Origin of the sequence: Pseudomonas sp. HR96, assembly GCF_034059295.1 — a bacterium.
In the GTDB taxonomy this organism is placed as follows: Bacteria; Pseudomonadota; Gammaproteobacteria; order Pseudomonadales; family Pseudomonadaceae; genus Aquipseudomonas.
The window spans coordinates 1,700,716-1,723,406 of the sequence record NZ_CP139141.1; the positions used below are offsets into that span (position 1 = coordinate 1,700,716).

17 protein-coding genes and 2 pseudogenes are annotated in these 22,691 nt (G+C 61.8%); all 19 read left to right on the forward strand.

The window, feature by feature from the left end:
• Nucleotides 1–3: 3 nt before the first annotated feature.
• The gene (locus SFA35_RS08015) at nt 4–1,173 is read left to right on the forward strand and encodes an aromatic ring-hydroxylating dioxygenase subunit alpha (RefSeq protein WP_320577012.1); all 1,170 of its coding nucleotides are present in this window, start codon (nt 4–6) and stop codon (nt 1,171–1,173) included.
• Nucleotides 1,173–1,799: a DapH/DapD/GlmU-related protein gene (locus tag SFA35_RS08020; RefSeq protein WP_320577016.1), complete on the forward strand. Its 627-nt coding sequence runs from the start codon at nt 1,173–1,175 to the stop codon at nt 1,797–1,799. The genes SFA35_RS08015 and SFA35_RS08020 overlap by 1 nt, the downstream gene beginning before the upstream one ends.
• 50 nt (nt 1,800–1,849) lie before the next feature.
• Nucleotides 1,850–3,085, forward strand: a complete 1,236-nt coding sequence (locus tag SFA35_RS08025) for an FkbM family methyltransferase (protein WP_320577018.1) — start codon at nt 1,850–1,852, stop codon at nt 3,083–3,085.
• 15 nt (nt 3,086–3,100) lie between these two features.
• On the forward strand, nt 3,101–4,273 hold the full coding sequence (locus SFA35_RS08030) for an aromatic ring-hydroxylating oxygenase subunit alpha (RefSeq protein ID WP_320577020.1): 1,173 nt from the start codon (nt 3,101–3,103) through the stop codon (nt 4,271–4,273).
• Nucleotides 4,270–7,737 (forward strand): glycosyltransferase, encoded by a 3,468-nt coding sequence (locus tag SFA35_RS08035; protein WP_320577021.1) that lies wholly within the window; start codon nt 4,270–4,272, stop codon nt 7,735–7,737. Before SFA35_RS08030 ends, SFA35_RS08035 begins: the two co-directional genes overlap by 4 nt.
• A 360-nt stretch (nt 7,738–8,097) precedes the next feature.
• Nucleotides 8,098–8,838 (forward strand): flagellar basal body rod protein FlgF, encoded by a 741-nt coding sequence (locus SFA35_RS08040; protein ID WP_320577024.1) that lies wholly within the window; start codon nt 8,098–8,100, stop codon nt 8,836–8,838.
• Nucleotides 8,839–8,886: 48 nt separating this feature from the next.
• Complete coding sequence (gene flgG / locus SFA35_RS08045) at nt 8,887–9,672, forward strand: flagellar basal-body rod protein FlgG (RefSeq protein ID WP_320577026.1); 786 nt, start codon at nt 8,887–8,889, stop codon at nt 9,670–9,672.
• A gap of 73 nt (nt 9,673–9,745) precedes the next feature.
• Nucleotides 9,746–10,441, forward strand: coding sequence for a flagellar basal body L-ring protein FlgH (gene flgH / locus SFA35_RS08050; RefSeq protein WP_320577029.1), 696 nt, complete (start codon nt 9,746–9,748; stop codon nt 10,439–10,441).
• 12 nt (nt 10,442–10,453) lie between these two features.
• Nucleotides 10,454–11,560, forward strand: coding sequence for a flagellar basal body P-ring protein FlgI (locus SFA35_RS08055; RefSeq protein WP_320577031.1), 1,107 nt, complete (start codon nt 10,454–10,456; stop codon nt 11,558–11,560).
• A 173-nt stretch (nt 11,561–11,733) separates the two neighbouring features.
• A pseudogene (locus tag SFA35_RS26670) lies at nt 11,734–11,820 on the forward strand (rod-binding protein); the annotation flags it as partial.
• A 249-nt stretch (nt 11,821–12,069) separates the two neighbouring features.
• Nucleotides 12,070–12,897 (forward strand): annotated as a pseudogene (gene flgJ / locus SFA35_RS26675) (flagellar assembly peptidoglycan hydrolase FlgJ); the annotation flags it as partial.
• Between the two features lie 10 nt (nt 12,898–12,907).
• Complete coding sequence (flgK, locus tag SFA35_RS08065; protein ID WP_320577035.1) at nt 12,908–14,953, forward strand: flagellar hook-associated protein FlgK; 2,046 nt, start codon at nt 12,908–12,910, stop codon at nt 14,951–14,953.
• Between the two features lie 13 nt (nt 14,954–14,966).
• Nucleotides 14,967–16,553 (forward strand): flagellar hook-associated protein 3, encoded by a 1,587-nt coding sequence (locus tag SFA35_RS08070; RefSeq protein WP_320577037.1) that lies wholly within the window; start codon nt 14,967–14,969, stop codon nt 16,551–16,553.
• A gap of 306 nt (nt 16,554–16,859) precedes the next feature.
• Nucleotides 16,860–17,786, forward strand: a complete 927-nt coding sequence (locus tag SFA35_RS08075; protein ID WP_320577039.1) for a ketoacyl-ACP synthase III — start codon at nt 16,860–16,862, stop codon at nt 17,784–17,786.
• A 308-nt stretch (nt 17,787–18,094) separates the two neighbouring features.
• Entirely contained in the window at nt 18,095–19,528 is a 1,434-nt protein-coding gene (locus tag SFA35_RS08080) for a flagellin (RefSeq protein WP_320577041.1), read from the forward strand.
• 92 nt (nt 19,529–19,620) lie between these two features.
• Entirely contained in the window at nt 19,621–19,977 is a 357-nt protein-coding gene (locus tag SFA35_RS08085; RefSeq protein ID WP_320577043.1) for a flagellar protein FlaG, read from the forward strand.
• 82 nt (nt 19,978–20,059) lie between these two features.
• Complete coding sequence (fliD, locus tag SFA35_RS08090) at nt 20,060–21,541, forward strand: flagellar filament capping protein FliD (protein WP_320577045.1); 1,482 nt, start codon at nt 20,060–20,062, stop codon at nt 21,539–21,541.
• Nucleotides 21,542–21,906: 365 nt separating this feature from the next.
• Nucleotides 21,907–22,296: a flagellar export chaperone FliS gene (gene fliS / locus SFA35_RS08095; protein WP_320577048.1), complete on the forward strand. Its 390-nt coding sequence runs from the start codon at nt 21,907–21,909 to the stop codon at nt 22,294–22,296.
• A 40-nt stretch (nt 22,297–22,336) separates the two neighbouring features.
• A complete protein-coding gene (gene fliT / locus SFA35_RS08100; protein ID WP_320577050.1) occupies nt 22,337–22,633 on the forward strand; it encodes a flagellar protein FliT in 297 nt (98 codons plus the stop codon).
• Nucleotides 22,634–22,691 lie beyond the last annotated feature (58 nt).

A 22,691-nucleotide genomic window follows, 5' to 3' on the forward strand; every position in this document is an offset into this window, starting at 1 on the left:
CCCATGGCTAAGCCGGTGCTTTTCCCCGAGTGTTATACCGAGCAGAAATGGTTCGATCTGGAGCAGGAAAAGCTGTTCGGCGAGTTATGGCTGTTCGTTGGCCTCAAGTATCAGCTGGAGCAACCCGACAGCTTCATTACCCGTGACTTCAGCGGCGTGCCGGTGCTGGTGCAGAACACTGGCGGCGAGCTCTACGCCTTCCGCAATGCCTGCGCTCACCGTGGCATGCCGATTCAGACAGAGGTCAGCGGCGTGCGGCGCATGACCTGTCCCTATCACGGTTGGAGCTACCGCGGTAACGGCGAATTGCGTGGCATCCCCAACCCGAAAATCTATGATTTATGCGACGCCGACAAGGCCGGTCTGCGCCTGCATGCCTACGCGTTGCAGACCGTTGGCAGCTTCATTTTCGTCAACCTGTCGGCCAACCCGATGCCGATCACCGAGCAGTACAAGCCCGAACTGCTCAAGGTGCTGGAGGTGCTGTCCGAGCATTTCTCGCCCTATGCGTCGTACACCCACTTCACCACCGACTACAACTGGAAGCTGAACTTCGAGAACGTGGTCGACTGGAACCACGTCAAGTTTGTCCATGAGCAGTCCTTTGGTCCGTCCATGGAGTACGTCGGCCCGGGTTGGATTGCGCCGGCTCCCCGTGAAGGCACCTATCTATTCGGTGAGGGCGGACCGCTGGAACATGTGCCATTCACTGTCGACCCGCCGGACAGCGAGGAGCTGCGCCTGACCGATCTCTCGCGCTTCGGCCGCGCGTATTTCCAGCACAGCCCGCGCTGGTTCCTGCCGATGCTGGAGCAAGCCTTCGACGTCGGCGGGTCGCTGACCTGCAGCCTCTACCCGAACGTCAATTTCGGCTGCATCCACGGCGAGCAGTTCTACCTGCAGCAGTTCGTGCCGCTGTCGCCTGGCCACACCGAATATCACTCATGGATGTTCACGGCGCGCTTCAAGGACGGTGTGCCGCCCCAGCCGCAGTTGTTGTGGGCCTTGCATCACGGTGAGAAGAACGTGCTCGAAGAGGACATCCAGTTGCTCAATGCGCTGCAGCGCTCGCTCCTGGCGGCGCCATCGTTGGGGATCATGGGTGCCCACGAAGGGCCATTGAACCGTATTGGCCGCTGGTACATGAAGCAGCTCACAGGAGAATCAGTGTGATGAAACCACTCTTGGTCCTGGGGCCCGACAGCACCCTGCGCAATGTCTTCGCCCTGGCGCAGCAGGCTTACCCGCAGCGCCGCATCGAAATGCTGGCCATCCCGTCGCGGCAATATTACCTGTTCGACCTGAGCGGGCTCGAGGCCTATTCGGCCGAGGAGTGGGACGTCTGCCTGGCGGTCAACGAGTTCTATATCAATGACGTGCGCCGGGCGTTGCACGACGCCGTGGCCGCGTTGGGTTATCGCAACGAATCGGTCATTTCGCCGCGGGCGGAAATCGACCCCAGCGCCACTCTCGGCGACAACGCGGTCGTCTACGCTGGCTGCGTCATAGGCCCCAATGCGGTGTTGGGCAAGCACTGCGTGCTGCGAGCCAACGTGGTGCTGGCCGAGGATGTGACCCTGGGCGACTACGTGACCCTGGAGGCCAATGTCGCACTGCGCGAGCTGGCCAACGTCGGCAGTTTTACCACGGTGTGCGCCAATTCCAGCCTGATGCGCCAGACCCAGGTCGGCAAACACTGCTACTTGAACATCCAGCGTCAATACAGCGGCGTGATCGCCGACATGACCTGGTTCTCGCCGGCCTTCCAGAACCCGGTGCGAGTGATCGGGCAGGTGTGACCGGCGGGCGTCGACCCTTTTGCGCCCTTTTGCAGTTCTTCGGAGGCAGTATGCAATTCAATCACAACAGCGCTACCGAGACCGTGGTCTCGGCGGACTACCGCAAGCTGCAGGCCTTGCTTGAGCAGGTTGTAGCTGCCTACAGCGTCAACCCGCGCTTTTGTGTGCCACCACTCGCCTGCGAGCGGCTGGCAGCTGCTGGCGGCAAGGTCAAGGTAGTGGTCTTGGGTGCGGCGATGTTCGCGCATATTTTTGTCATCCAGGCGAGCGCGCATGTCGAGATCGTCGGTGTGGTGGATGACTTCAAGGCCGGCACCGATCAGCGTTTCTATGATTATCCATTCATCACCAGCCAGGCCTTCGAGGAGCTTGCGCGCAGTGAGCCGATCGTCGCGGTGTATGGCTGTCGCACGGATTTCGCCCGGCGTCATTTCAAGCGTCTGTGCCTGCGTACGGGTGTGCCTGCGCTGACCTATGAGCAATCCCTGCGCTGGCTGGCCATTGACCCGACCAGCGACCATCGTGTCGCTGACTGGGGTGGTTACATCGCGGCGCACCTCGGCGAGTTCATCGGGTTGGCTGAGCGCATGGCGGATGACTACTCACGCTATACCCTTTATAGCGTGCTGCTGTCACACCTGACCGGTGACCTGGAGTGGATCCTGAACGCGGGCAAGCCGTATTCGTCGCTGTATTTTCGCTCCGGCCTGTGGACCTTGGGCCAAAACGAACGCTTCGCCGACTGCGGCGCGTCGATCGCCGAGTCCACCAGTGCCTTCATCGACGTCACTGACGGGGTGTTCGAGAAGATCTGGATGATCGAGCCGGACGAGGTCAACCAGAAGGTGCTGACCAGCTTTATCGACAAGTACCGCAGCGAATATTCAGTGGTGCCCAAGGGTGAAATCGAACTGCTCAAATATGCCATCAGCGATGAAGACGGCGAAATGCCCTTCCTCCATGAAGGCGGCCACAACGGCCATCTGCTGAGCAGCGCCACCGGCCTGGAAAACTGCCGCCCCGTGGCGATCCGACGGCTCGACGACATCCTCGACCAGGCGCCGACCCTGATCAAGATGGACATCGAAGGCGCCGAGCTGGGCGCCTTGAAAGGTGCCAGCCGCTACATTGCCGAGGCAAAGCCCAAGCTGGCGATTTCCGCCTACCACCGCAATTGCGATCTGCTGGAGATCACCCGCTATATCGACAGCCTGCGCAGCGACTACAAGGTCGGCCTGCGCCACCACACCGAAGAGCGCTGGGACACCTGCCTGTACTTCTATTGATTGCTGGGGAGCCGCATGCTCAAGACCGTATTGCCGCCGGCCTGCTATACCGAGCAGTCCTGGTTCGACCTGGAGCGCGAGAAGTTGTTTGGGCAGCTATGGTTGTTCGCCGGCTTCACTTATCAACTGTCGGTAGACAATAGCTTTATTACCCGGCGCTTGAATGGCATGCCAGTGCTTGTCCAGAACTGCAAGGGTCAGATCAGGGCGTTTCGCAATGCTTGCGCCCATCGCGGCATGCCGATTCAGACCGAGCCCTGTGGTACACGCAAGATGATCTGCCCGTACCACGGCTGGGGTTATGACGGCGAGGGCGCCTTGCGCGGCGTGCCCAACGGCACTTTGTACGGCATGTGCCAGGCCGAGAAGGATGAGTTACGGCTGCAGGGATTTGCAGTGGTCAAAATCGGCATCTTTGTGTTCGTCAACCTCAGCGCCGAGCCGATCAATATCGACGATCAGTATGACGAGGCAGTTCAGCGCGCGCTGCTAGCGATATCCGCCAATGCCGCCCCGCAAGCCTCCTATACCCATTTCGAGAAGCGCTTCAACTGGAAGCTGAATTTCGAAAATATTCTGGACTGGAATCACTTCCAGTTTATTCATCCCAATAGTTTTGCCGCGTTGCTCGAATATGAGCCATCGGGCGCACTCAAGCGGCCGAACTCACAGCGGTCCCATTGGTTCGGCCCTGAGGGCGAGCTTGGTGAAGTGCAGATGCCGTCGGGGCACCAGGATCTGAACCAGCTGAACCTGCGCGACATATCGCGCGTTATCCAAGCCCAGTTGCCGTACGAACCTCGTTGGTTCTCCTCGTTGATCGAGCATACGGCCGATCCGGGGGCTTTTCTCAATCTCCATCTATTCCCTAATTTGAACATTGGCTCGCTCAACGGCGAAACCTTCTACGTACAGCAATTGTGTCCCGCATCGCCCAATACGACCGATGTGCACTCCTGGGTTTTCACTGCACGCCTCAAGCCAGATGCAGCCTTCGCCCCACATTTGCTATGGGGCATGCACCACGCAGAAATGAACGTCATTCAAGAAGACGCCGTGCTATTGGTGCAGTTGCAGGAGGCCTTGGAGTCGGCCGACACCGTTGGGGTCCTGGGCTCGCAGGAAAACCATCTCGCCGCCATGGGCATCTGGTACATGAACCACCTCAAGGGAACCACCGAGCAATGACCGAGACTCTCGAAACCGGCCCGCTGGTCAGCATCGTCATCCCGGCGTACAAGGCCGAGTTTTTTCATCAGGCCCTGGCCAGCGCCTGTGCGCAGACCTACCCGCACATCGAGATCGTGGTCCGCGACGACTGCCCGACTTTGGACGTCGGCCTGGCCGTCGAAGCCTTGCAGCCGCAGTCACCCTTCGAGATCCGCTACTACCGCAACCCGATCCAGCGCGGTGAAACGCCCAACGCGGTGGACTGCATCCACGAGGCGCGCGGCAAGTACCTGAAGTTTCTGCATGACGACGACCTGCTCGAGCCGGACTGCATCGCCGAGCTGGTGCGGGCCATGGAGGCCAACCCGCAGGTGGCCCTGGCCTCGTCGCGGCGCCTGCGTATCGATGAGCAGGGCGACGTGCTGCCGGACATCTTCCAGACAGCCTTTGCGTTCCCGACCGATGTCATCCTCAACGGCGCCGAGCTGACCTCCTTTCTGGTCGACAACACCCTGAACTTCATCGGCGAACCGAGCTGCTACATGTGTCGCCGTGAAGACCTGCTGGTGTACAACGAGCACGACCTGACTGCGCTCAACGGCTGCGTGATCTACTGGGTGGGCGACCTGGCGCTGGCGGTGAAGATCCTGCAGGGCGGCGACCTGGCGTTTCTGCAGCGACCGCTTTGCCGCTTCCGGGTCTCCGCGCTGCAATTCAGCCAGAGCGGCCGGGAAATGGTCGGCATCGGCGATCGCGGTCACGAGGATTTCCGTCGCTCGATCCACGAGCTCGGCTGGTACGTGCCGGCCGAGCTGCCCCGCCTGATCACGGTGGCGCCCCTGAGTCAACCGCAGGCGGTGGAGCGGGTCGACTTGCTGGCCTTGATGGGCCAGGCTTTCGCGGCGCGCCAGGCGACCGAGGTCACCGAGCGCTGGATCGCCCACCGCACCCCCAGCCCGGTCCAGCAGCGCTTCATCACCCAGCACCTCGCCGACGCCGGCCCCGCGCCCTTGATCGAGATCATCGTCCTCGACCCCAGCGGTGACCGCGCCCGGCTCAAACGCACGCTGCACAGCATCGACCGGCTGAAGACTCACTATCCGGCAATCCAGGCGCTGGTGCTCAACGACATCCACTTCATCAACCCGATGATCGAGCAGAGCGACGCCGCCTGGGTGATGCTGGCTGAGGCCGGCGACGAGTTCACCGAAGGTGGCCTGACCGTCACCGGCCTGGAATTGCTGGGTGGCCCGGACATCCGTGCGGTGTATGGCGATGCCTTGTTGCGCAAGCCGGATGGCAGCCTGACCACTGGCATGCGTCCGGACTTCAATCTCGATTACCTGCTCAGCTTTCCGCTGGCCATGGAGCGCCATTGGCTGTTTCGCCGGGACGTCCTGCTGGCCGCAGGTGGCTTCGATCCGGCCTTCGCTCAGGCGCTGGAGTTCGAGCTGATCCTGCGCCTGATCAGCCAGGGTGGCATGGTCGGCTTCGGTCACGTCCACGAGCCCTGGGTGATTGCCGAGGCGCCTGCGCTGCGCGACAACCCTGCCCAGCGCGCGGCCATCGAGGAGCACTTGCGTCTACGCGGCTACGAGCACCCGGTGATCAAGAGCGCCGTGCCGGGTCAGTATCAGATCGATTATGGGCATGTCTGGCAGCCACTGGTGTCGGTGGTAGTGGTCATGCACGACGACGTCGCCAGCGTGCAGCGCTGCGTCATGAGCCTGTTCGAGCACACCACCTATGCGCGCTACGAACTGCTGATCGTCGACAACGGCAGTCGTTTGCCGGCCAGCCGCAGCTGGCTGCAGGCGATGGAAAAAATGGCGCCCGGGCGTATTCGCGTGGTCAGCGCCGCCAAGCGTCTGGCGGACAGCGCGGCGATGAACCTCGGTGCTGCCCAGGCCGAGGGTGAGTACCTGCTGTTCGTGCGCGCGGGCGTGGCTTTCGTGCAGCCGCAGTGGCTGGATGAACTGCTCAACCACGCGCTGCGTCAGGAGGTGGCGGTCGTCGGCGCCAAGACCGTCACCGGCGAAGGCCGGGTGACCCATGCCGGGTTGATCCTCGGGCTCAACGGCGTCGCCGCGAGCGCCTTCGACGGCGAACCGCTGGACGCGGCCGGCTACCTGGGGCGCCTGCAGGTGGAGCAGAACTACAGCGCCGTGGCGGACCTGTGCCTGATGGTGCGCAAGTCGGTGTTCGATGAGGTCGGCGGGTTCGATGCACTGACGTTCATCGAGCAGGGTGCCGACGTCGACCTCTGCCTGCGCATCGCCGCCCTGGGTTATCTCACGGTGTGGACGCCGCGTGCGGTGTTGCTCGACGGCGAGCCGCCGCTGCACTACAGCGCTTCGGCGCAGCGGGCCATGTTCGAGCGCTGGCTGCCGTTGCTGGCGCGCGACCCGGCCTACAACCTCAACTTCGCCTTGCACGAGCGCAGCAGCTTCGACCTGGTGGACGCCCGCATCAACTGGCGGCCATTGGGCTGGCGGCCGCTGCCGGTGGTCATGGCCATCCCGGCCGACCCCTACGGGGCAGGGCACTACCGCATCATCCAGCCGTTCAATGCCTTGAAGGCCGCTGGCAAGGTCGAGGGCATGCTCTGTGGCGCCTTGATGCAGCCAGCGGACCTGGCCCGGTATACGCCCGACTCGATCATCCTGCAGCGCCCGGTCACCGAGGGGCAGTTGCCGTTGCTGCAGGACATGAAGGCCTGGTCCAAGGCGTTCAAAGTCTTCGAGCTGGACGACTACCTGCCGAACCTGCCGCTCAAGAGCGTGCACCGCGGCAACTTCGGCAAGGACGTACTGCGCACGATTCGCCGCGGGCTGGACTGCGTCGACCGCTTCGTGGTCTCCACCGAGCCGCTGGCGCAGGCGTTCAAGGGCATGCACCCGGACATCCGCGTGGTGCCCAATCGGCTGGATCCGGCCGCCTGGGGCAACCTGCCGGCGAGCCGTCGCAGGGCAGGGGGCAAGCCTCGGGTTGGCTGGGTCGGAGGCACCGGCCATGACGGCGACCTGGCGCTGATCTTCGATCTGGTCAAGGGCTTGGCGGGGGAGGTGGAGTGGGTTTTCCTCGGCGGCATACCGGCGGCCCTGCAGCCTTATGCGACCTTCTTTCATCCCGGCGTGGACCTCAGCCTGTATCCGCAGAAGATGGCCTCGCTGGAACTGGATCTGGCCTTGGCGCCGCTGGAGCAGAACCTGTTCAATGAATGCAAGAGCAACCTGCGGGTACTGGAATACGGCATCTGCGGCTACCCGGTGATCTGCAGCGACATCGCCCCCTATCGCGGCGGCCTGCCCGTGGCGCTGGTGCGCAACCGCTACAAGGACTGGTTGGACGCGATCCGCGCGCACCTGGCCGACCTCGACGCCAGCGCGCGGCGCGGGGACGAGTTGCGTGAGGTGGTGCGTCGCGACTGGATGCTCGATGAACGCGGGTTGGCGCAATGGCGCGAGGCGTGGTTGGGCTGACGACAGGAGGCAAATCAAACCGGCCTGGCGGCCTCTCGGGGGCTGCGCCCCCTCCCACATGGGGAATGTGCTGAAGCTTGCATGTGGGAGGGGGCATAGCCCCCGAGAGGCCGCCAGGCCGGTTTGATCTTATCCCCGGTCATACCGGCAAACCGCCGCTTGCCGCTTGCCGCCTGCCTTGCCACCGACCGGCCATCTCGCGCCACATTAACGGCGCTCCTGTTTTGACGTCTGCTCTGTAGTTCTCTGTAACCCCCGAGATACAAGGGCTGCAGCGGACTTTTCAAGATTGGCCCACTAATTGCTCTATGTCCTGTCAGTACAGATCAGACGGCAGTCGCCCGTCAGCGGAGGATCACTGTGGACAAGATGCTTTATGTGGCAATGAGCGGTGCAAGCCAGAATGCCCTGGCCCAGAAGGCTCACGCCAACAACATGGCCAACGTCAGCACCACCGGCTTTCAGGCTGACCTGGAGCAGGCGCGCTCGCAATCGGTGTTCGGCGATACCTTCGCCTCGCGTGCCTATGCCATGACCGAGCGGCCTGCGACCGACTTCTCCGCCGGTGCGATGCAAGCAACGGGCCGGGACCTGGACGTCGCCGTCGGCGGCGACGGTTTCATCGCCGTGCAGACCCCGGACGGCAAAGAAGCCTACGTGCGTACCGCCAGCATGAACGTCGATGCCCAGGGCATCCTGCGCGCCGGCAACGGCTTGCCGATCATGGGCAATTCCGGGCCGATCGCGATTCCGCCAGACGAGAAGATCGAAGTCGGCTCCGACGGCACCATCAGTATTCGCGGCATGGGCGAAACGCCGAACGCGGTGGCCCAGGTCGACCGCATCAAGCTGGTCAACCCGCCGGTCAGCAGCCTGACCAAAGGCACTGACGGCCTGATTCACACCACCAGCGGCCAGCCCGCCACCGCAGACGCCAACGTCAAGGTGGACTCTGGTTTCCTGGAAGCCAGCAACGTCAACGCAGTAGCAGAAATGACCTCGGTGCTGTCCTTGTCCAAGCAATTCGAGCTGCACATCAAAATGATGACGACTGCCAAGGAAGACGACGAGTCCATGGCCCGCGTCTTGCAAAACAGCTAATAACCCGTTCAGTCGCGCCGTAAAGCAGGCGCCCGAGGAGATACTCAGATGATTCCAGCACTCTACGTTGCCAAGACCGGTATGCAGGCTCAGGACATGAACCTGACCACCATTTCCAACAACCTGGCCAACGCCTCGACCACCGGTTTCAAGAGCGACCGTGCCGAGTTCCAGGACCTGCTGTACCAGATCAAGCGTCAGCCTGGCGCCCAGTCCACTCAGGACAGCGCATTGCCATCCGGCCTGCAACTGGGTACCGGTGTGCGCATCGTCGGCACCCAGAAGAACTTCACCGCCGGCAGCCTGCAGACCACCGACCAGCCGCTGGACCTGGCGGTCAACGGCCACGGTTTCTTCCAGGTTCTGCAACCGGACGGCACCACCGCCTACACCCGTGACGGTACCTTCCACCTGGACTCCAACGGCCAGATCGTGACCGCCAACGGCGCTGCCCTGCAGCCGGCGATCGTGGTACCGACCGATGCCCAGACCTTCACCGTCGGCACCGACGGCACCGTCTCGGTGACCACCGCCGCCAGCGCCGCCGCGCAGGTGATCGGCAACATCCAGACCGCCGACTTCATCAACCCGGGCGGCCTGCAGGCTACCGGTGGCAACCTGTTCCTGGAAACCGCTTCGTCGGGCGCTCCGCAGGTCGGCACCCCTGGCCTGACCGGCCTGGGCACCATCCAGCAGAACACCCTGGAGAACTCCAACGTCAGCACGGTGAACGAGCTGGTGAACATGATCACCACCCAGCGTGCCTACGAGATGAACTCCAAGGTCATCTCCACCGCCGACCAGATGCTGCAGAACCTGACGCAGAACCTGTAAGCGTGATCGTCAAAGCTTGACCGTTCTTTTCAATCTACTGTCCGCTGCCCTGTTACACCGAGAGGTTTGTGTCATGAGTCGTGTCTTGAATGTACTCGCCTTGAGTGGGATCGCCTTGCTGGCCGGCTGCGTTGCCCCGCCGCCCAAGCCCAATGACGCCTACTTCTCGCCGGTGTTGCCACGCACGCCGCTGCCGGCCGCCTCGAACAACGGTTCGATCTACCAGGCCGGCTTCGAACAGGGCCTGTACAGCGACCGCAAGGCGTTCCGCGTCGGTGACATCATCACCGTGACCCTCGCCGAGAAGACCTCGGCGAGCAAGAGCGCCGACTCCAAGGTGGGCAAGGCCAGCACCAACTCCATCGGCCTGACCTCGCTGTTCGGTACCACGCCCTCCACCAACAACCCGCTGGGTGGCGGTGACCTGAGCCTGAACGCCGGCTACAGCGGCACTCGTACCACCAACGGCACCGCCAAGGCCGACCAGGGCAACAGCCTGACCGGTTCGATCACCGTGACCGTGGCCGACGTGCTGCCCAACGGCATCGTCTCGGTACGCGGCGAGAAATGGCTGACCCTCAATACCGGTCAGGAAGTTGTGCGCATTGCTGGCCTGATTCGTGCAGATGACATTGCAACTGACAATACTGTGTCGTCGACCCGCGTAGCTGATGCCCGGATCACGTACTCGGGCACCGGTTCGTTCGCCGAGGCCAGTCAGCCAGGTTGGCTTGATCGCTTCTTCTCAAGCCCATACTTCCCCTTCTGAGTGCGCGCCAACATGCTCAAGTTCAAACACCTGATTGCTGCTGTGTTCCTGTTGACCACTGCGCTGGGAGCGCAGGCTGAACGGCTCAAGGACATCGCCAGCATTTCAGGCGTGCGCACCAACCAGCTGATCGGCTACGGCCTGGTGGTGGGCTTGAGCGGCACCGGTGACCAGACCACCCAGACCCCGTTCACCCTGCAGACCTTCAACAACATGTTGGCGCAGTTCGGCATAAAGGTGCCGGTAGGCGGCAACGTGCAGCTGAAAAACGTTGCCGCTGTGTCGGTGCATGCCGACCTGCCAGCGTTCGCCAAGCCCGGTCAGCAGATCGACATTACCGTGTCGTCCATCGGCAACTCCAAGAGCCTGCGCGGCGGCAGCCTGCTGATGACCCCGCTCAAGGGTATCGACGGCAACGTCTACGCCATCGCCCAGGGCAACCTGGTCGTCGGTGGTTTTGACGCCGAAGGCCGCGACGGCTCGAAGATTACCGTCAACGTTCCGTCGGCCGGCCGCATTCCCGGTGGCGCCAGCGTCGAGCGTACGGTACCGAGCGGTTTCAACCAGGGCGACAGCCTGACCCTGAACCTCAACCGTTCGGACTTCACCACCGCCAAACACATCGTCGACAAGATCAACGAGCTGCTTGGCCCAGGAGTTGCACAAGCTATTGACGGCGGCTCGGTACGAGTGACCGCGCCGATCGATCCGAACCAGCGGGTAGATTACCTGTCGGTGCTTGAAAACCTTGAGATAGACCCGGGCCAAGCCGTTGCCAAGGTCATTATCAACTCGCGGACAGGCACCATCGTGATCGGCCAGAACGTCAAGGTTTCGCCAGCGGCAGTGACCCACGGCAGTCTCACGGTGACCATCACCGAAGACCCGATCGTCAGCCAGCCGGGTGCCTTGTCCGGTGGCCAGACCGCGGTGGTCCCTCGTTCCAAGATCAGTGCCCAGCAGGAAGCCAAACCGATGTTCAAGTTTGGCCCGGGCACGACGCTTGACGAGATCGTCCGTGCAGTCAACCAGGTTGGCGCAGCACCGGGAGACCTGATGGCCATTCTCGAAGCGTTGAAACAGGCCGGCGCCCTGCAGGCCGACCTGATCGTGATTTGAGGTAGCTGACCATGGAAATGAAGAGTGGAGTTTCGACCCAGAGCGACTCGGGTGCCTATACCGACCTGAACCGCCTGGCGGCCCTGAAAACCGGTAACACGACCAGCGATGCCAACCTGCGCAAGGTGGCTTCGGAGTTTGAATCGCTGTTCATGGGCGAGATGCTCAAGTCGATGCGTTCGGCCAACGATGTGCTGGCCAAGGACGATCCACTCAACACCGAAGAGGCCAAGCAGTATCAGTCGATGTACGACCAGCAGATGGCGGTGAACCTGTCGCGCAGCGGCGGCATCGGCCTGCAGGACGTGCTGATGCGCCAACTGTCCAAGAGCAAGTCGACTTCGCGCCCGGGCGGCAATCCGTTCGCCCAGGTCAATACCGCCCTGGGCACCAGCAGCGGCACTGCCGCAGCGGGCACCGATGCCTCCGGCAAACTGGTCAACAGCCTGGCGAGCACCGCCAACAAGAAGCTGACCTTTGCCGGCGACGCGGCCAAGACCGGCATCGTGCGCAACGACATGGCGCTGCTCAACCAGCGCCGCCTGTCGCTGCCGAGCAAGCTGTCCGACCGTCTGTTGGCCGGCATCGTGCCGGGCAGCGGCACCAGCGCAGCCACTACCGCTGCCGCGACCACCAAGGCCGTCACGGCGGACACCGCAGCGGTCTCGGCGATCGTCGCTTCCGTGGACAGCTCGAACGCCAGCGATGCCAGCCAGGACAGCGGCTTCCAGACCCACGCCATGAGCGCGGCCGACCGCACCCGCCTGGAAGACGACGGCAGCGTCGCGACCACCCAGAGCGTGGCGCAGATTCCGTTCGCGCCGAGCAAGACCAGCTTCGCCAGCCACGACGAGTTCGTCGCCACCATGATGCCGATGGCCCAGGAAGCCGCCGCGCGCATTGGCGTCGATCCGAAGATTCTGGTGGCCCAGGCCGCTCTGGAAACCGGTTGGGGCAAGTCGGTGATGCGTTCGAACGCGGGCGGCAGCAGCCACAACCTGTTCGGCATCAAGGCCGGCAACAGCTGGCAGGGCGACCAGGCACGGGCCATCACCAGCGAGTTCCGCGGTGGCCAGATGGTCAAGGAAACGGCGAGCTTCCGTTCGTACGACTCGTACGCCGACAGCTTCCACGACCTGGTCAGCACCTTGCAGAACAACGACCGCTATCAAGATGTGGTGAAAGCGGCCGATAACCCGGAACAGTTCGTAAAAGAGTTGCAGAAGGCCGGTTATGCCACCGACCCGAATTACGCCACCAAGATTGCGTCGATCGCCAAGCAAATGCAGGCGTATCAGAACTACGCCAGCACCAGCGGCTCAACCACCAGTTTATAAGGCTTGAAGCATGTCGAATCTGATCTCGATCGGTCTCTCCGGCCTCGCCGCCAGCCAGGCGGCGTTGTCCACTACCGGTAACAACATCACCAACGTGTCCACTGCGGGCTATTCGCGCGAGTCGGTTTCCACCACTTCCAGCGCCCTGCAGAACATTGGTGTGGGTTACCTGGGCACCGGCACGACCATCTCCGACGTGCGCCGCATCTACAACTCGTTCATGGACACGCAGCTGCAGACCAGCACCGCGCTGGCCTCGGATGCGACCGCCTACGGCACCCAGGCGAGCTCCGTGGACACATTGCTGTCGGACAGCAGCACCGGCATCGGCTCGGTGCTGAGCAGCTTCTTCGCCGCTGTGCAGACCGCATCGGCCAGCCCCAACGACGTGTCGGCCCGGCAGGCGCTGCTGACCCAGACCTCGACCTTGAGCAATCGCTTCAACCAGATCTCCAGCCAGTTGAGCCAGCAGAACGACGGGATCAATTCGTCGCTGAGCACCCTCTCGACCCAGGTCAACAAGTTGACCTCGTCAATCGCCGATCTGAACAAGCAGATCAGCGCGATGAGCACCAGCAGCAGCACCCCCAATTCACTGCTCGATGCGCGCAATGAGGCGGTTCGCTCGCTCAACGAGCTGGTCGGCGTGACCGTGCAGCAGCGCGACGGAAACTACGACATCTACTTGGGCTCCGGTCAGTCGCTGGTCAATGGCACCACCGCCAATACGCTTACGGCAGCGCCGAGCACCGCCGACAAATCGCAGTACTCGCTGACGGTCAACTATCAGGGCTTCAGCTCCGATGTCACCTCGGTCACCACCGGTGGTGAAATCGGCGGCCTGCTGCGGTTTCGCACCGACGTATTGAACCCGGCCATGAACGAGCTGGGCCGTACCGCTATCGTTGCCTCGGATACGATCAACACACAGCTGGCCCAGGGCGTCGACCTCAACGGCCAGTTCGGCGGCTCGGTGTTCGCCAGCGTCAACAGTGCCACGGCTCAAGCCAACCGCAGCATCGCCGCCAGCGGCAACAGTGCCGGCTCCGGTTCGCTGAACGTCGCTATCAGCGACTCGAGCGAGCTGACCACCTCGGATTACACCGTCAAGTTCACCAGCGCCACCGCCTACAGCGTGACGCGGTCGGACGGCACGGCAATGGGCAGCTATGACCTGAGTACCACGCCGGCACCGGTGATCGATGGCTTCACCCTGGCGCTCAATGGCGGCTCGCCGAGCGCTGGCGACAGCTTCAAGGTCATGCCGACCCGCAGCGGCGCTGCAGACATCAGCACCACCATGACCGATGCCAACAAGCTGGCATTCGCCGCGCCGCTGACCGGTACCGCCGCCAGCGGCAACACCGGCACCAGCAGCATCACCCAGCCGACCCTGACCAACACCGTCGACATCTACGATGCCTCGGGCCAGTCCGACCTGCAGACCGGGATCGCCAACTCCACGCCGGTCAAGCTGGTGTTCGGTTCGGTGAGCGGCGGCAGCCAGGGCTACACCGTGTTCAACTCCAAGGGCGTGAGTATTGGTACCGGCACCGTGGTGCCCGGCCAGGCCAACACCTTGAGCATCAGTGTGCCGATGGTCGATGCCAGCGGCGCGGCAATCAACGATTCGACCGGTACCCAGAAGACGTTCAGCTTTCAGGCCACCGTCAGCGGTACCGCTGCCAGTGGCGACAGCTACAGCGTGGCGTTCAACAGTGCCGGCAAGTCCGACAACCGCAATGCCACCTCGTTGCTGGCGCTGCAGACCAAGGCGACGGTCGGGATCAATTCCGGCAATGCCGGGATGAGTATGTCGACTGCCTATTCATCGCTGGTGTCCAACGTCGGCGCCAAAGCCAGCCAGGCTACCGTCGACACGACGGCGACTGCCGCCGTGCTGACCCAGGCCAAGGCCAACCGCGACTCGGTATCGGGCGTCAACCTCGATGACGAAGCCGCCAACCTGGTCAAATTCCAGCAGTACTACACGGCGTCTTCGCAGATCATCAAGACCGCCCAAGACATTTTCACCACCTTGCTCAACGCACTCTAAGGAGTACTGAATCATGCGTATTTCAACTTCTCAGTATTTCGAGACCAGCGCGGCCAACTACTCGAAGAGTTTTTCCGATACCGCCAAGACCCAGGAGCAGATCAGCTCCGGCTCGCGCATCCAGACGGCTGCCGATGACCCGGTGGGCGCGGCCAAGTTGCTGCAGTTGCAGCAGCAGAGTTCGATGCTCGATCAATACAACGGCAACATCACCACGGTGACTAATTCGCTGAATCAGTCCGAGAGCGTGCTGGACAGCATCAACACCGCGCTGCAGAGCGCTCAGGAACTCGCGGTGCAGGCAGGTAACGGCGGCCTGAGCGATGACGACCGTACTTCGATTGCCAATCAGCTGGGTGAAATCGAGAAAAACGTGTTCGCCTTGATGAACTCCAAGGACACCAGTGGCAATTACATGTTCTCCGGTTCGCAGACCAACACGCCGCCTTATGTGCAGAACTCCGACGGCAGTTACGCTTATCAGGGCGACCAGACTCAATTGAGCCTGCAGGTTTCCGACACCCTCAGTATCGCCACCAACGACACAGGTTTCAGCACGTTCGAGCAGGCGGTCAACACCAGCCGCACCTACTCGAGCATGACCGCGCCTGCCACCGATGACGGCCGCGTCAACGTCTCGGCGGGCAACATGAGCTCGCAGGCCAGCTACACCAATGCCTTCGTCAGTGGCCAGCCCTACACGCTGTCCTTCGTCAGCAGTACCCAGTACAAGCTGACCGATGCCTCGGGTAACGATGTGACCGCGGAAACGGCTGCCAACGGCACCCTGGACCCGAACAACACCGATGGCGCCACGGTCACCCTGCGCGGCGTCGACTTCAATATCAACGTCAATTTCAAGAGCAGCGATTCCTCCGTGACCGCCGACTCGGTGATTGCCGGCCATACGTTCACGCTGGGTAGCACCCCGGACACCATTTCCGCCAATCGCAATCCGAACAACACCTCCACTGCGCAGATATCTTCGGCCTCGGTGACCAGTGCGGCGAGCTACAACAGTACCTTTCCGGCCAATGGTGCGGTGGTCAAGTTCAGCGGTACCAGCCCCTCCAGCACCTATGCTGTCTACGCCCAGCCTTATGGCCCCGACAGCAAAGCCATTGCCACGGGAGCGGTGAGCGGCAGCAGCGTGACGGCGGCAGGCGTGACCTTCAACTTGAGCGGCACCCCGGCCAACGGTGATTCCTTCACCATTTCTGCCGACAGCCACAAGACGCAGAACGTGCTGGACACCATCCATCAGCTCAAGGCCGCGCTATCGACGCCGGTCACGGCTGACGCCGGCTCCAAGCTGGCCTTGAAGAATGCCGTCAGTTCGGCGATCAACAACCTCAAGAGTGCCAGCGTGACCATCGACACCACCCGTGGCGCCATTGGCGCCCGGGGCAACTCGCTGGACATCCAGAGCGCCGAAAATTCGAGCATTTCGCTGGCCAACAAAAGCACCCAGCAAGCCATTGGCGACACCGATATGGCCACTGCATCGGTCACCTTGAGCCTGCAACAGACCATGCTCCAAGCCTCGCAACTGGCGTTCGCGAAGATCTCCCAGCTGAGCCTGTTCAGCAAGCTGGGGTGATCGGCTCCACCAATGTCGAGCTTGATGGGGGAGGGGGCAGAGCCCCCGAGAGGCCAGAGGCCGGTGTGATCTTCAGCAAGATCACACCGGCCTCTGGCCTCTCGGGGAGCGCTGCCCGCTCCAGTGTTATTCCGCAAAATCCTTCCCTCCGCGCATGACATTGTCACAAAATGCTGTGACCCCACGGTCAAAACGCGCATCTTCACTGTATTGTGTTAGCCGCCAAACCGCTCACAGGGCTTTTCAGCCCGGTGTTCTGCGGCGCAAAATCCCGTATTTGTATACTTCTGTCTTGGGAAGCCACCAATGATTGGCATAAAAAGCATCGCGAGCTATGTGCCCGCCGCCGGCGTGGACAACTACGCGCAGGGTGCGAAATTCGCCAAGGACGAGGACTTCATTCTCGGCAAGATCGGCTCGGCGTTCCTGCCGCGCAAGGATGCCGAGCAGGAAACCTCCGACCTGTGCGTCGAGGCCGTCAACGCGTTGTTCGCCAGCAACCCGCAGCTGGCCCGCGATTCCATCGATGCCCTGATCGTCGTCACCCAGAACGGCGACGAAGAAGGCCTGCCGCACACCGCTGCCATTGTCCAGGACAAGCTCGGCCTGCCGACCCACGTGGCCGCGTTCGACATCTCCCTGGGCTGCTCGGGCTACGTCTACGGCATCTACGCGATGAAAGGCTTCATGGAAGCCGCCGGCCTGAAGAACGGCCTGCTGATCACCGCCGACCCCTATTCGAAGATCGTCGACCCTGAAGACCGCAACACCACCATGCTGTTCGGCGACGCTGCCACGGTGACCTGGATGGGCGAGGGCGCTGCCTGGCAGCTGGGCAAGGCCAAGTTCGGCACCGACGGGTCCGGCGCGCCGCACCTGAAGGTCACCAATGGCGTGTTCTTCATGAATGGCCGCCAGGTCTTCAACTTCGCCTCGCTGAAAGTGCCGGCGCACCTGCACGAGCTGCTCGACGAGTCCGGCCTGACCAGCGACGACATCGACGCCTACTGCATTCACCAGGGCAGTGCCGCCATCGTCGACGCCGTGGCGCGGCGCTTCGAGGAGCACCCGGAAAAGTTCGTCAAGGACATGGTCGAGACCGGCAACACGGTGTCGTCGAGCATTCCACTGCTGCTGGAAAAACACCTGCTCGACGCCAGCTGGAAGCGTGTAGCCATCAGCGGCTTCGGCGTGGGGCTGTCGTGGGGCTCGGCGATATTGCAGCGCGACTGACACAAATCTTGCAGTGAATGAACCCGGCCACCCTGCCGGGTTTTTTATTGGCGCCACATTTACATCTTTTTTGATACCCCACCCTAAAGAAAAATCCGGCAGGGCGGATAACTAGGGTGTGAGAGAAATGAGCAAGTGCTGCACAGCTCGTCGGTCAACGGTTTGATGGCAACCTTCAGAAAAAAGTCTGAAAAAAAGCCCTCAAGCAAATGAGCAAACCGACGATAACTACTACGAAGGTTCTCTAGGCCACACCCGGCGCTTGCCAGGGCCGGAAGCCACAGTAAACAACCCCTGAGGAATTTGTCATGTCGTTATCCGTAAACACCAACATTGCCTCGTTGACTGTTCAAAAGAACCTGAACAAGGCTGCTGACTCCCTGTCCACCGCAATGACCCGTCTGTCTTCCGGCCTGAAAATCAACAGCGCCAAAGACGACGCCGCCGGCCTGCAGATCTCCAACCGTCTGACCAGCCAGATCAACGGCCTGGGCGTAGCGGTAAAGAACGCAAACGACGGTACCTCGATCGCGCAGACCGCTGAAGGCGCAATGCAAGAATCGACCAACATCCTGCAATCGATGCGTGAACTGGCTCTGCAATCGGCCAACGGCTCGAACAGCGACGAAGACCGCGCTTCCCTGCAGTCCGAATACTCGCAGCTGACTTCGGAACTGACCCGTATCGCCACCACCACCACCTTCGGTGGCAAGAACCTGATCGACGGTTCGTTCGGCACCACCGCTTTCCAGGTTGGTTCGAACGCCAACGAAACCATCAACATCACCCTGGGTGACGTTTCTGCCGACAAGATCGGTACCGCTCAGGTCAACAGCGTTGCCATCACCCCAAGCACCGCCGGCATCGCCAGCGGCTCGATCACCGTGACCGGTGGCGGCGTGACCAAAGCTGTAGACATCGCCGCCGGCGCCTCGGCCAAGGACGCTGCTGCTGCCCTGAGTGGCGCAGTACCTGGCTTGACCGCCACCGCCAGCACCAACGCTCAGTTCACCGTCGCTTCGGGTTCGACCGCCAGCTTCAACATCTCCGTTGGCGACACCAACGTTGATATCGTCGGCGCCACCTCGGCTTCGGACCTGGCTGACCAACTGCAATCGAACGCCTCTAAGCTGGGTATCAGCGTCAACTACGATTCGAAAGCCAACACCGTGACCGTGACCTCGTCCACCGGCGAGAACATCAAGTTCGGCGATCCGACCACTACCGGTGTGACCGCTAACTACACTGGCGTGACTGTCAACGCCGCTGCTGGTGATGGTACCTACGCGGCTTCCGGTACTGCCATCGGTAACGGCGTGATCGCCACCGGTGCTGTGCAGCTCAACGATGCCAAGAGCTACTCGCTGGCTGGCGCAGGTGTGACCGGTCTGTTCGCAACTTCGGGCACCACTGCAAGCTCGACTCTGGTTTCTGTCAGCGACACCGACATCACCAGCGCTGCCCATGCTCAGAACGCTATCGCTGCACTGGACAAGGCGATCTCCAACATCGACTCCCAGCGTGCCGACCTCGGTGCTGTGCAAAACCGCTTCGACAGCACCGTGGCCAACCTGCAGTCGATCTCGCAGAACTCCACCGCTGCTCGTAGCCGCGTACAGGACACTGACTTCGCTGCCGAGACTGCCGAGCTGACCAAGCAACAAACTCTGCAACAGGCTTCCACCGCGATCCTGTCGCAAGCCAACCAGCTGCCAGCTTCGGTACTGAAACTGCTTCAGTAATTCCGGCGCCGGGTAACTGATAACGGAAGGGCGCTCACGTGCCCTTCCGTTTTTTTGGTTTTTGGCTCCTCATTGCCAAGAGGTAATTGGTTATGGACATGAGTGTCAGTACAACGACGCAGGCCCCTGCGAATGCCGTGCAGTCCACCCTTCCCGCAGGCGGCCAGGATGCTGCCAGCGTCGGCAAGGTGGCCGGTAGCGAACCTGCGGCAAAGGCCAAGCCCGAGCGTGCCGAGCTGGAAAAGGCGGTCAAGTCCATCCAGGACTTTGCCGACTCTTCACAGCGCAATCTGAAGTTCTCGATCGACGAAAAGTCGCACCAGGTCGTGGTCAAGGTCATCGCGACCCAGACTGGTATGGTGGTTCGCCAGATCCCCGATGAGGCTGCGGTGAAGTTGGCGCAAAGCCTGAGTGAAACGGGCAGCCTGCTTTTCGACGAGAAAGTATGAGGTTGGCATGCAATGTGATGGCTGACGGTAAACGGGCTGAATCAGTCAAAATATCGCCAGCCATCGAACCAGGAGTTAATCGATGACTACTATTTCAACGGGCACTACGTCCACCGGGACGACGTCGACCTCCTCGACGGCGTCCACGACGAGTTCCACCTCCAGCGGTACTACAACGGCCAGCACCACCGGGATCACCTCCACCGGTATCGGTTCAGGCATCGACACTGCGTCGATCGTGACCGCTCTGGTCAATTCCGAAAAAGCGCCCAAGCAGGCGCAGATCGACAAGCAGACGCTGGTCGCCAACACTTCGCTGACGGCCATCGGCCAGTTGACCAGCGCGTTGGACACCTATCGTACGGCAGTGGCAGGGCTGAACAATGCCACCACTTTCAACGGTATGTCGGCAACCATCGGCAATACCAGCGTCGCCACGGCAACCGTGGACAGCACGGCATCGGCCGGTAGCTACAAGCTGGTCATCAACAATCTGGCGACCTCTTCGAAGATCAGCTCCGGCGTGTTCACCGGCAAGGCCACCACGGTGGTCAACAGCGGCACTTCGGCGCAGGACCTGACCATCAGTCAGTCGGGCAACAGCACCAAGGTCAGCATTGCCGCAGGCGCGACCCTGAGCCAGGCGCGGGATGCAATCAACTCGGCCATGTCCTCCCAGGGTATCTCGGCGAACATCCTGACCGACGCCAATGGCTCGCGCCTGGTGCTCAGCTCGACGACCACCGGTGACAACACGGCGATTACCGTCAGCGCGGCGAGCGGTTCAACACTCGACAGCAATCTGACCACCTATACCACTCAGGTAGCGCCCGTCAACGCCAGCTATTCGCTGGACGGCATTGCCATGAGTTCGTCCACCAATACGGTGGCGGCTGCCGTCAGTGGCGTCAGCATCAAGCTGGTCGCACCCACCGATTCCAACGGCACCACGGTCACCGTGGGGGCTGACACCTCGACGTTGAAAACCAACGTCACGACCTTCATGGACGCCTACAACGCGCTCATGACCACGATGAATACCCTCACCAAGGTCACCGTCAACTCGGACGGTACTACCAGTGGCGGCGGCCTGACAGGCGATGCCACGGTGCGGCATATGGTGTCGGCCATTCGCAACCAACTGGTGTCGAGTTCCAACACCAGCGGCATCACCCTGGCGCAGGTGGGCGTGTCGACTGACCCGAACACCGGCCTGTTGACCATGACCGACGCCACCTGGAACAGCGCGGTGCAGACCCCGAGCCAGGTTGCGCAGGTGCAGGCGCTGTTTACTGGCAAGACCGGCCTGCTGACCAGCATGACCACGGCAACCGACTCGTTCGCAGGTTCTTCGGGTATTCTCGCGGTTCGCACCACCAACCTGAACAGCACGCTGGCCGACCTGACCAACCAGCAAACCAAGCTGGACACTCGGATCGCCTCGCTGCAGACGACGTTGTCGGCCAAGTACAACGCCATGGATACCCTGGTGGCGCAGTTGACGGCCACCAGCTCCAGCGTAATGACCACGTTGAACGCGCTGAACAAGGCTTCTTCGACGTAAGAGGGTGGGGCTTGGGCCCGCCTTCGGATTCAAGGGCGGCCAGCACCGGCCGCTCGCGCGGCCTGTCGCCAGCTACGCCGGCTCCCACATCTGTTTCGATCCATGTGCGTCCAGTGGCATCACCTATGACCGCTCTGGATGTTCGGCGGTACATTGCCAAGCGCCAAAGCGGTCATAGGCGATGCCACTGAAACGGCACGTTCGAAGCAAATGTAGGAGCCGGCGCAGCTGGCGACAGGCCGCGCGGGCGGCCGATCCCAGGCAAATTGAACATCAAGCCAGACCCTAAAGTTTGCCTCCCCCAAGCCGAAACAATTAACAAGCAGCAGAACATCTCCAATTTTCGTGTGACGAGGTCTATTCAAATGCATCCCATGAAAGCCATGCGCCAATATCAGAAGGTCAACGCCCACGCTCAGACCTCGGAAGCCAGCCCTCATCGTCTGGTGCAGATGCTCATGGAGGGCGGCCTCGATCGCATGGCCCAGGCCAAGGGCTTCATGGCTCGCGGTGAAATTGGCCGCAAGGGCGAAATGCTCTGCAAGGCCATCGACATCATCCACGGCCTGCGCCTGGGCCTGGACCCGGAAAAGGCCGAGCCTGGCTACACCGACGACCTCGAAGCGCTGTACGGCTACATGATCGAGCGCCTGACCGAAGCCAACCGTCACAATGACTCAGCGGCCATCGACGAAGTCGCCCGCCTGCTGATCACGCTCAAGTCCGGCTGGGACGCCATCGCCGATGTCCAATAGCCCGTTTGCCCTCGACGCAGATAGCCCCCGGAGTCCGCCCATGAGCGCACTGCAACGTATCGAAGAGACCCGCGACGCGCTGGTCGACGCCCTGGCTGCCGAAGACTGGCAAGCCATCGGCACCCTGGACATCGAGTGCCGTGCCTGCGTGGAAAGCGTGCTGGACAGCGGTGCCGCCGTGGATGAAGCACTGCTGCGCAGCAACCTGGAAGACCTGCTCGGCGTGTACCGCAAACTGCTGGAAGTGACCACGGGCGCACGCCAGGCCATCGTCGACGAAATGAAGCAGGTCAGCCACTCGCACAATGCGGCCAAGGTTTACCATCTGTTCCGATAAATGGTTAACGCCATAAATTTGACTATTGCTACTTTTTTGACTTTACTAGTGCCTGTTT

Excerpts from the sequence above, each read along its gene's own strand:
- SFA35_RS08015 (WP_320577012.1), top strand. The coding sequence starts at position 4 with ATGGCTAAGCCGGTGCTTTTCCCCGAGTGTTATACCGAGCAGAAATGG.
- SFA35_RS08020 (WP_320577016.1), top strand. The coding sequence starts at position 1,173 with ATGAAACCACTCTTGGTCCTGGGGCCCGACAGCACCCTGCGCAATGTC.
- SFA35_RS08025 (WP_320577018.1), top strand. The coding sequence starts at position 1,850 with ATGCAATTCAATCACAACAGCGCTACCGAGACCGTGGTCTCGGCGGAC.
- SFA35_RS08030 (WP_320577020.1), top strand. The coding sequence starts at position 3,101 with ATGCTCAAGACCGTATTGCCGCCGGCCTGCTATACCGAGCAGTCCTGG.
- SFA35_RS08035 (WP_320577021.1), top strand. The coding sequence starts at position 4,270 with ATGACCGAGACTCTCGAAACCGGCCCGCTGGTCAGCATCGTCATCCCG.
- flgG (WP_320577026.1), top strand. The coding sequence starts at position 8,887 with ATGATTCCAGCACTCTACGTTGCCAAGACCGGTATGCAGGCTCAGGAC.
- flgH (WP_320577029.1), top strand. The coding sequence starts at position 9,746 with ATGAGTCGTGTCTTGAATGTACTCGCCTTGAGTGGGATCGCCTTGCTG.
- SFA35_RS08055 (WP_320577031.1), top strand. The coding sequence starts at position 10,454 with ATGCTCAAGTTCAAACACCTGATTGCTGCTGTGTTCCTGTTGACCACT.
- flgK (WP_320577035.1), top strand. The coding sequence starts at position 12,908 with ATGTCGAATCTGATCTCGATCGGTCTCTCCGGCCTCGCCGCCAGCCAG.
- SFA35_RS08070 (WP_320577037.1), top strand. The coding sequence starts at position 14,967 with ATGCGTATTTCAACTTCTCAGTATTTCGAGACCAGCGCGGCCAACTAC.
- SFA35_RS08075 (WP_320577039.1), top strand. The coding sequence starts at position 16,860 with ATGATTGGCATAAAAAGCATCGCGAGCTATGTGCCCGCCGCCGGCGTG.
- SFA35_RS08080 (WP_320577041.1), top strand. The coding sequence starts at position 18,095 with ATGTCGTTATCCGTAAACACCAACATTGCCTCGTTGACTGTTCAAAAG.
- SFA35_RS08085 (WP_320577043.1), top strand. The coding sequence starts at position 19,621 with ATGGACATGAGTGTCAGTACAACGACGCAGGCCCCTGCGAATGCCGTG.
- fliD (WP_320577045.1), top strand. The coding sequence starts at position 20,060 with ATGACTACTATTTCAACGGGCACTACGTCCACCGGGACGACGTCGACC.
- fliS (WP_320577048.1), top strand. The coding sequence starts at position 21,907 with ATGCATCCCATGAAAGCCATGCGCCAATATCAGAAGGTCAACGCCCAC.
- fliT (WP_320577050.1), top strand. The coding sequence starts at position 22,337 with ATGAGCGCACTGCAACGTATCGAAGAGACCCGCGACGCGCTGGTCGAC.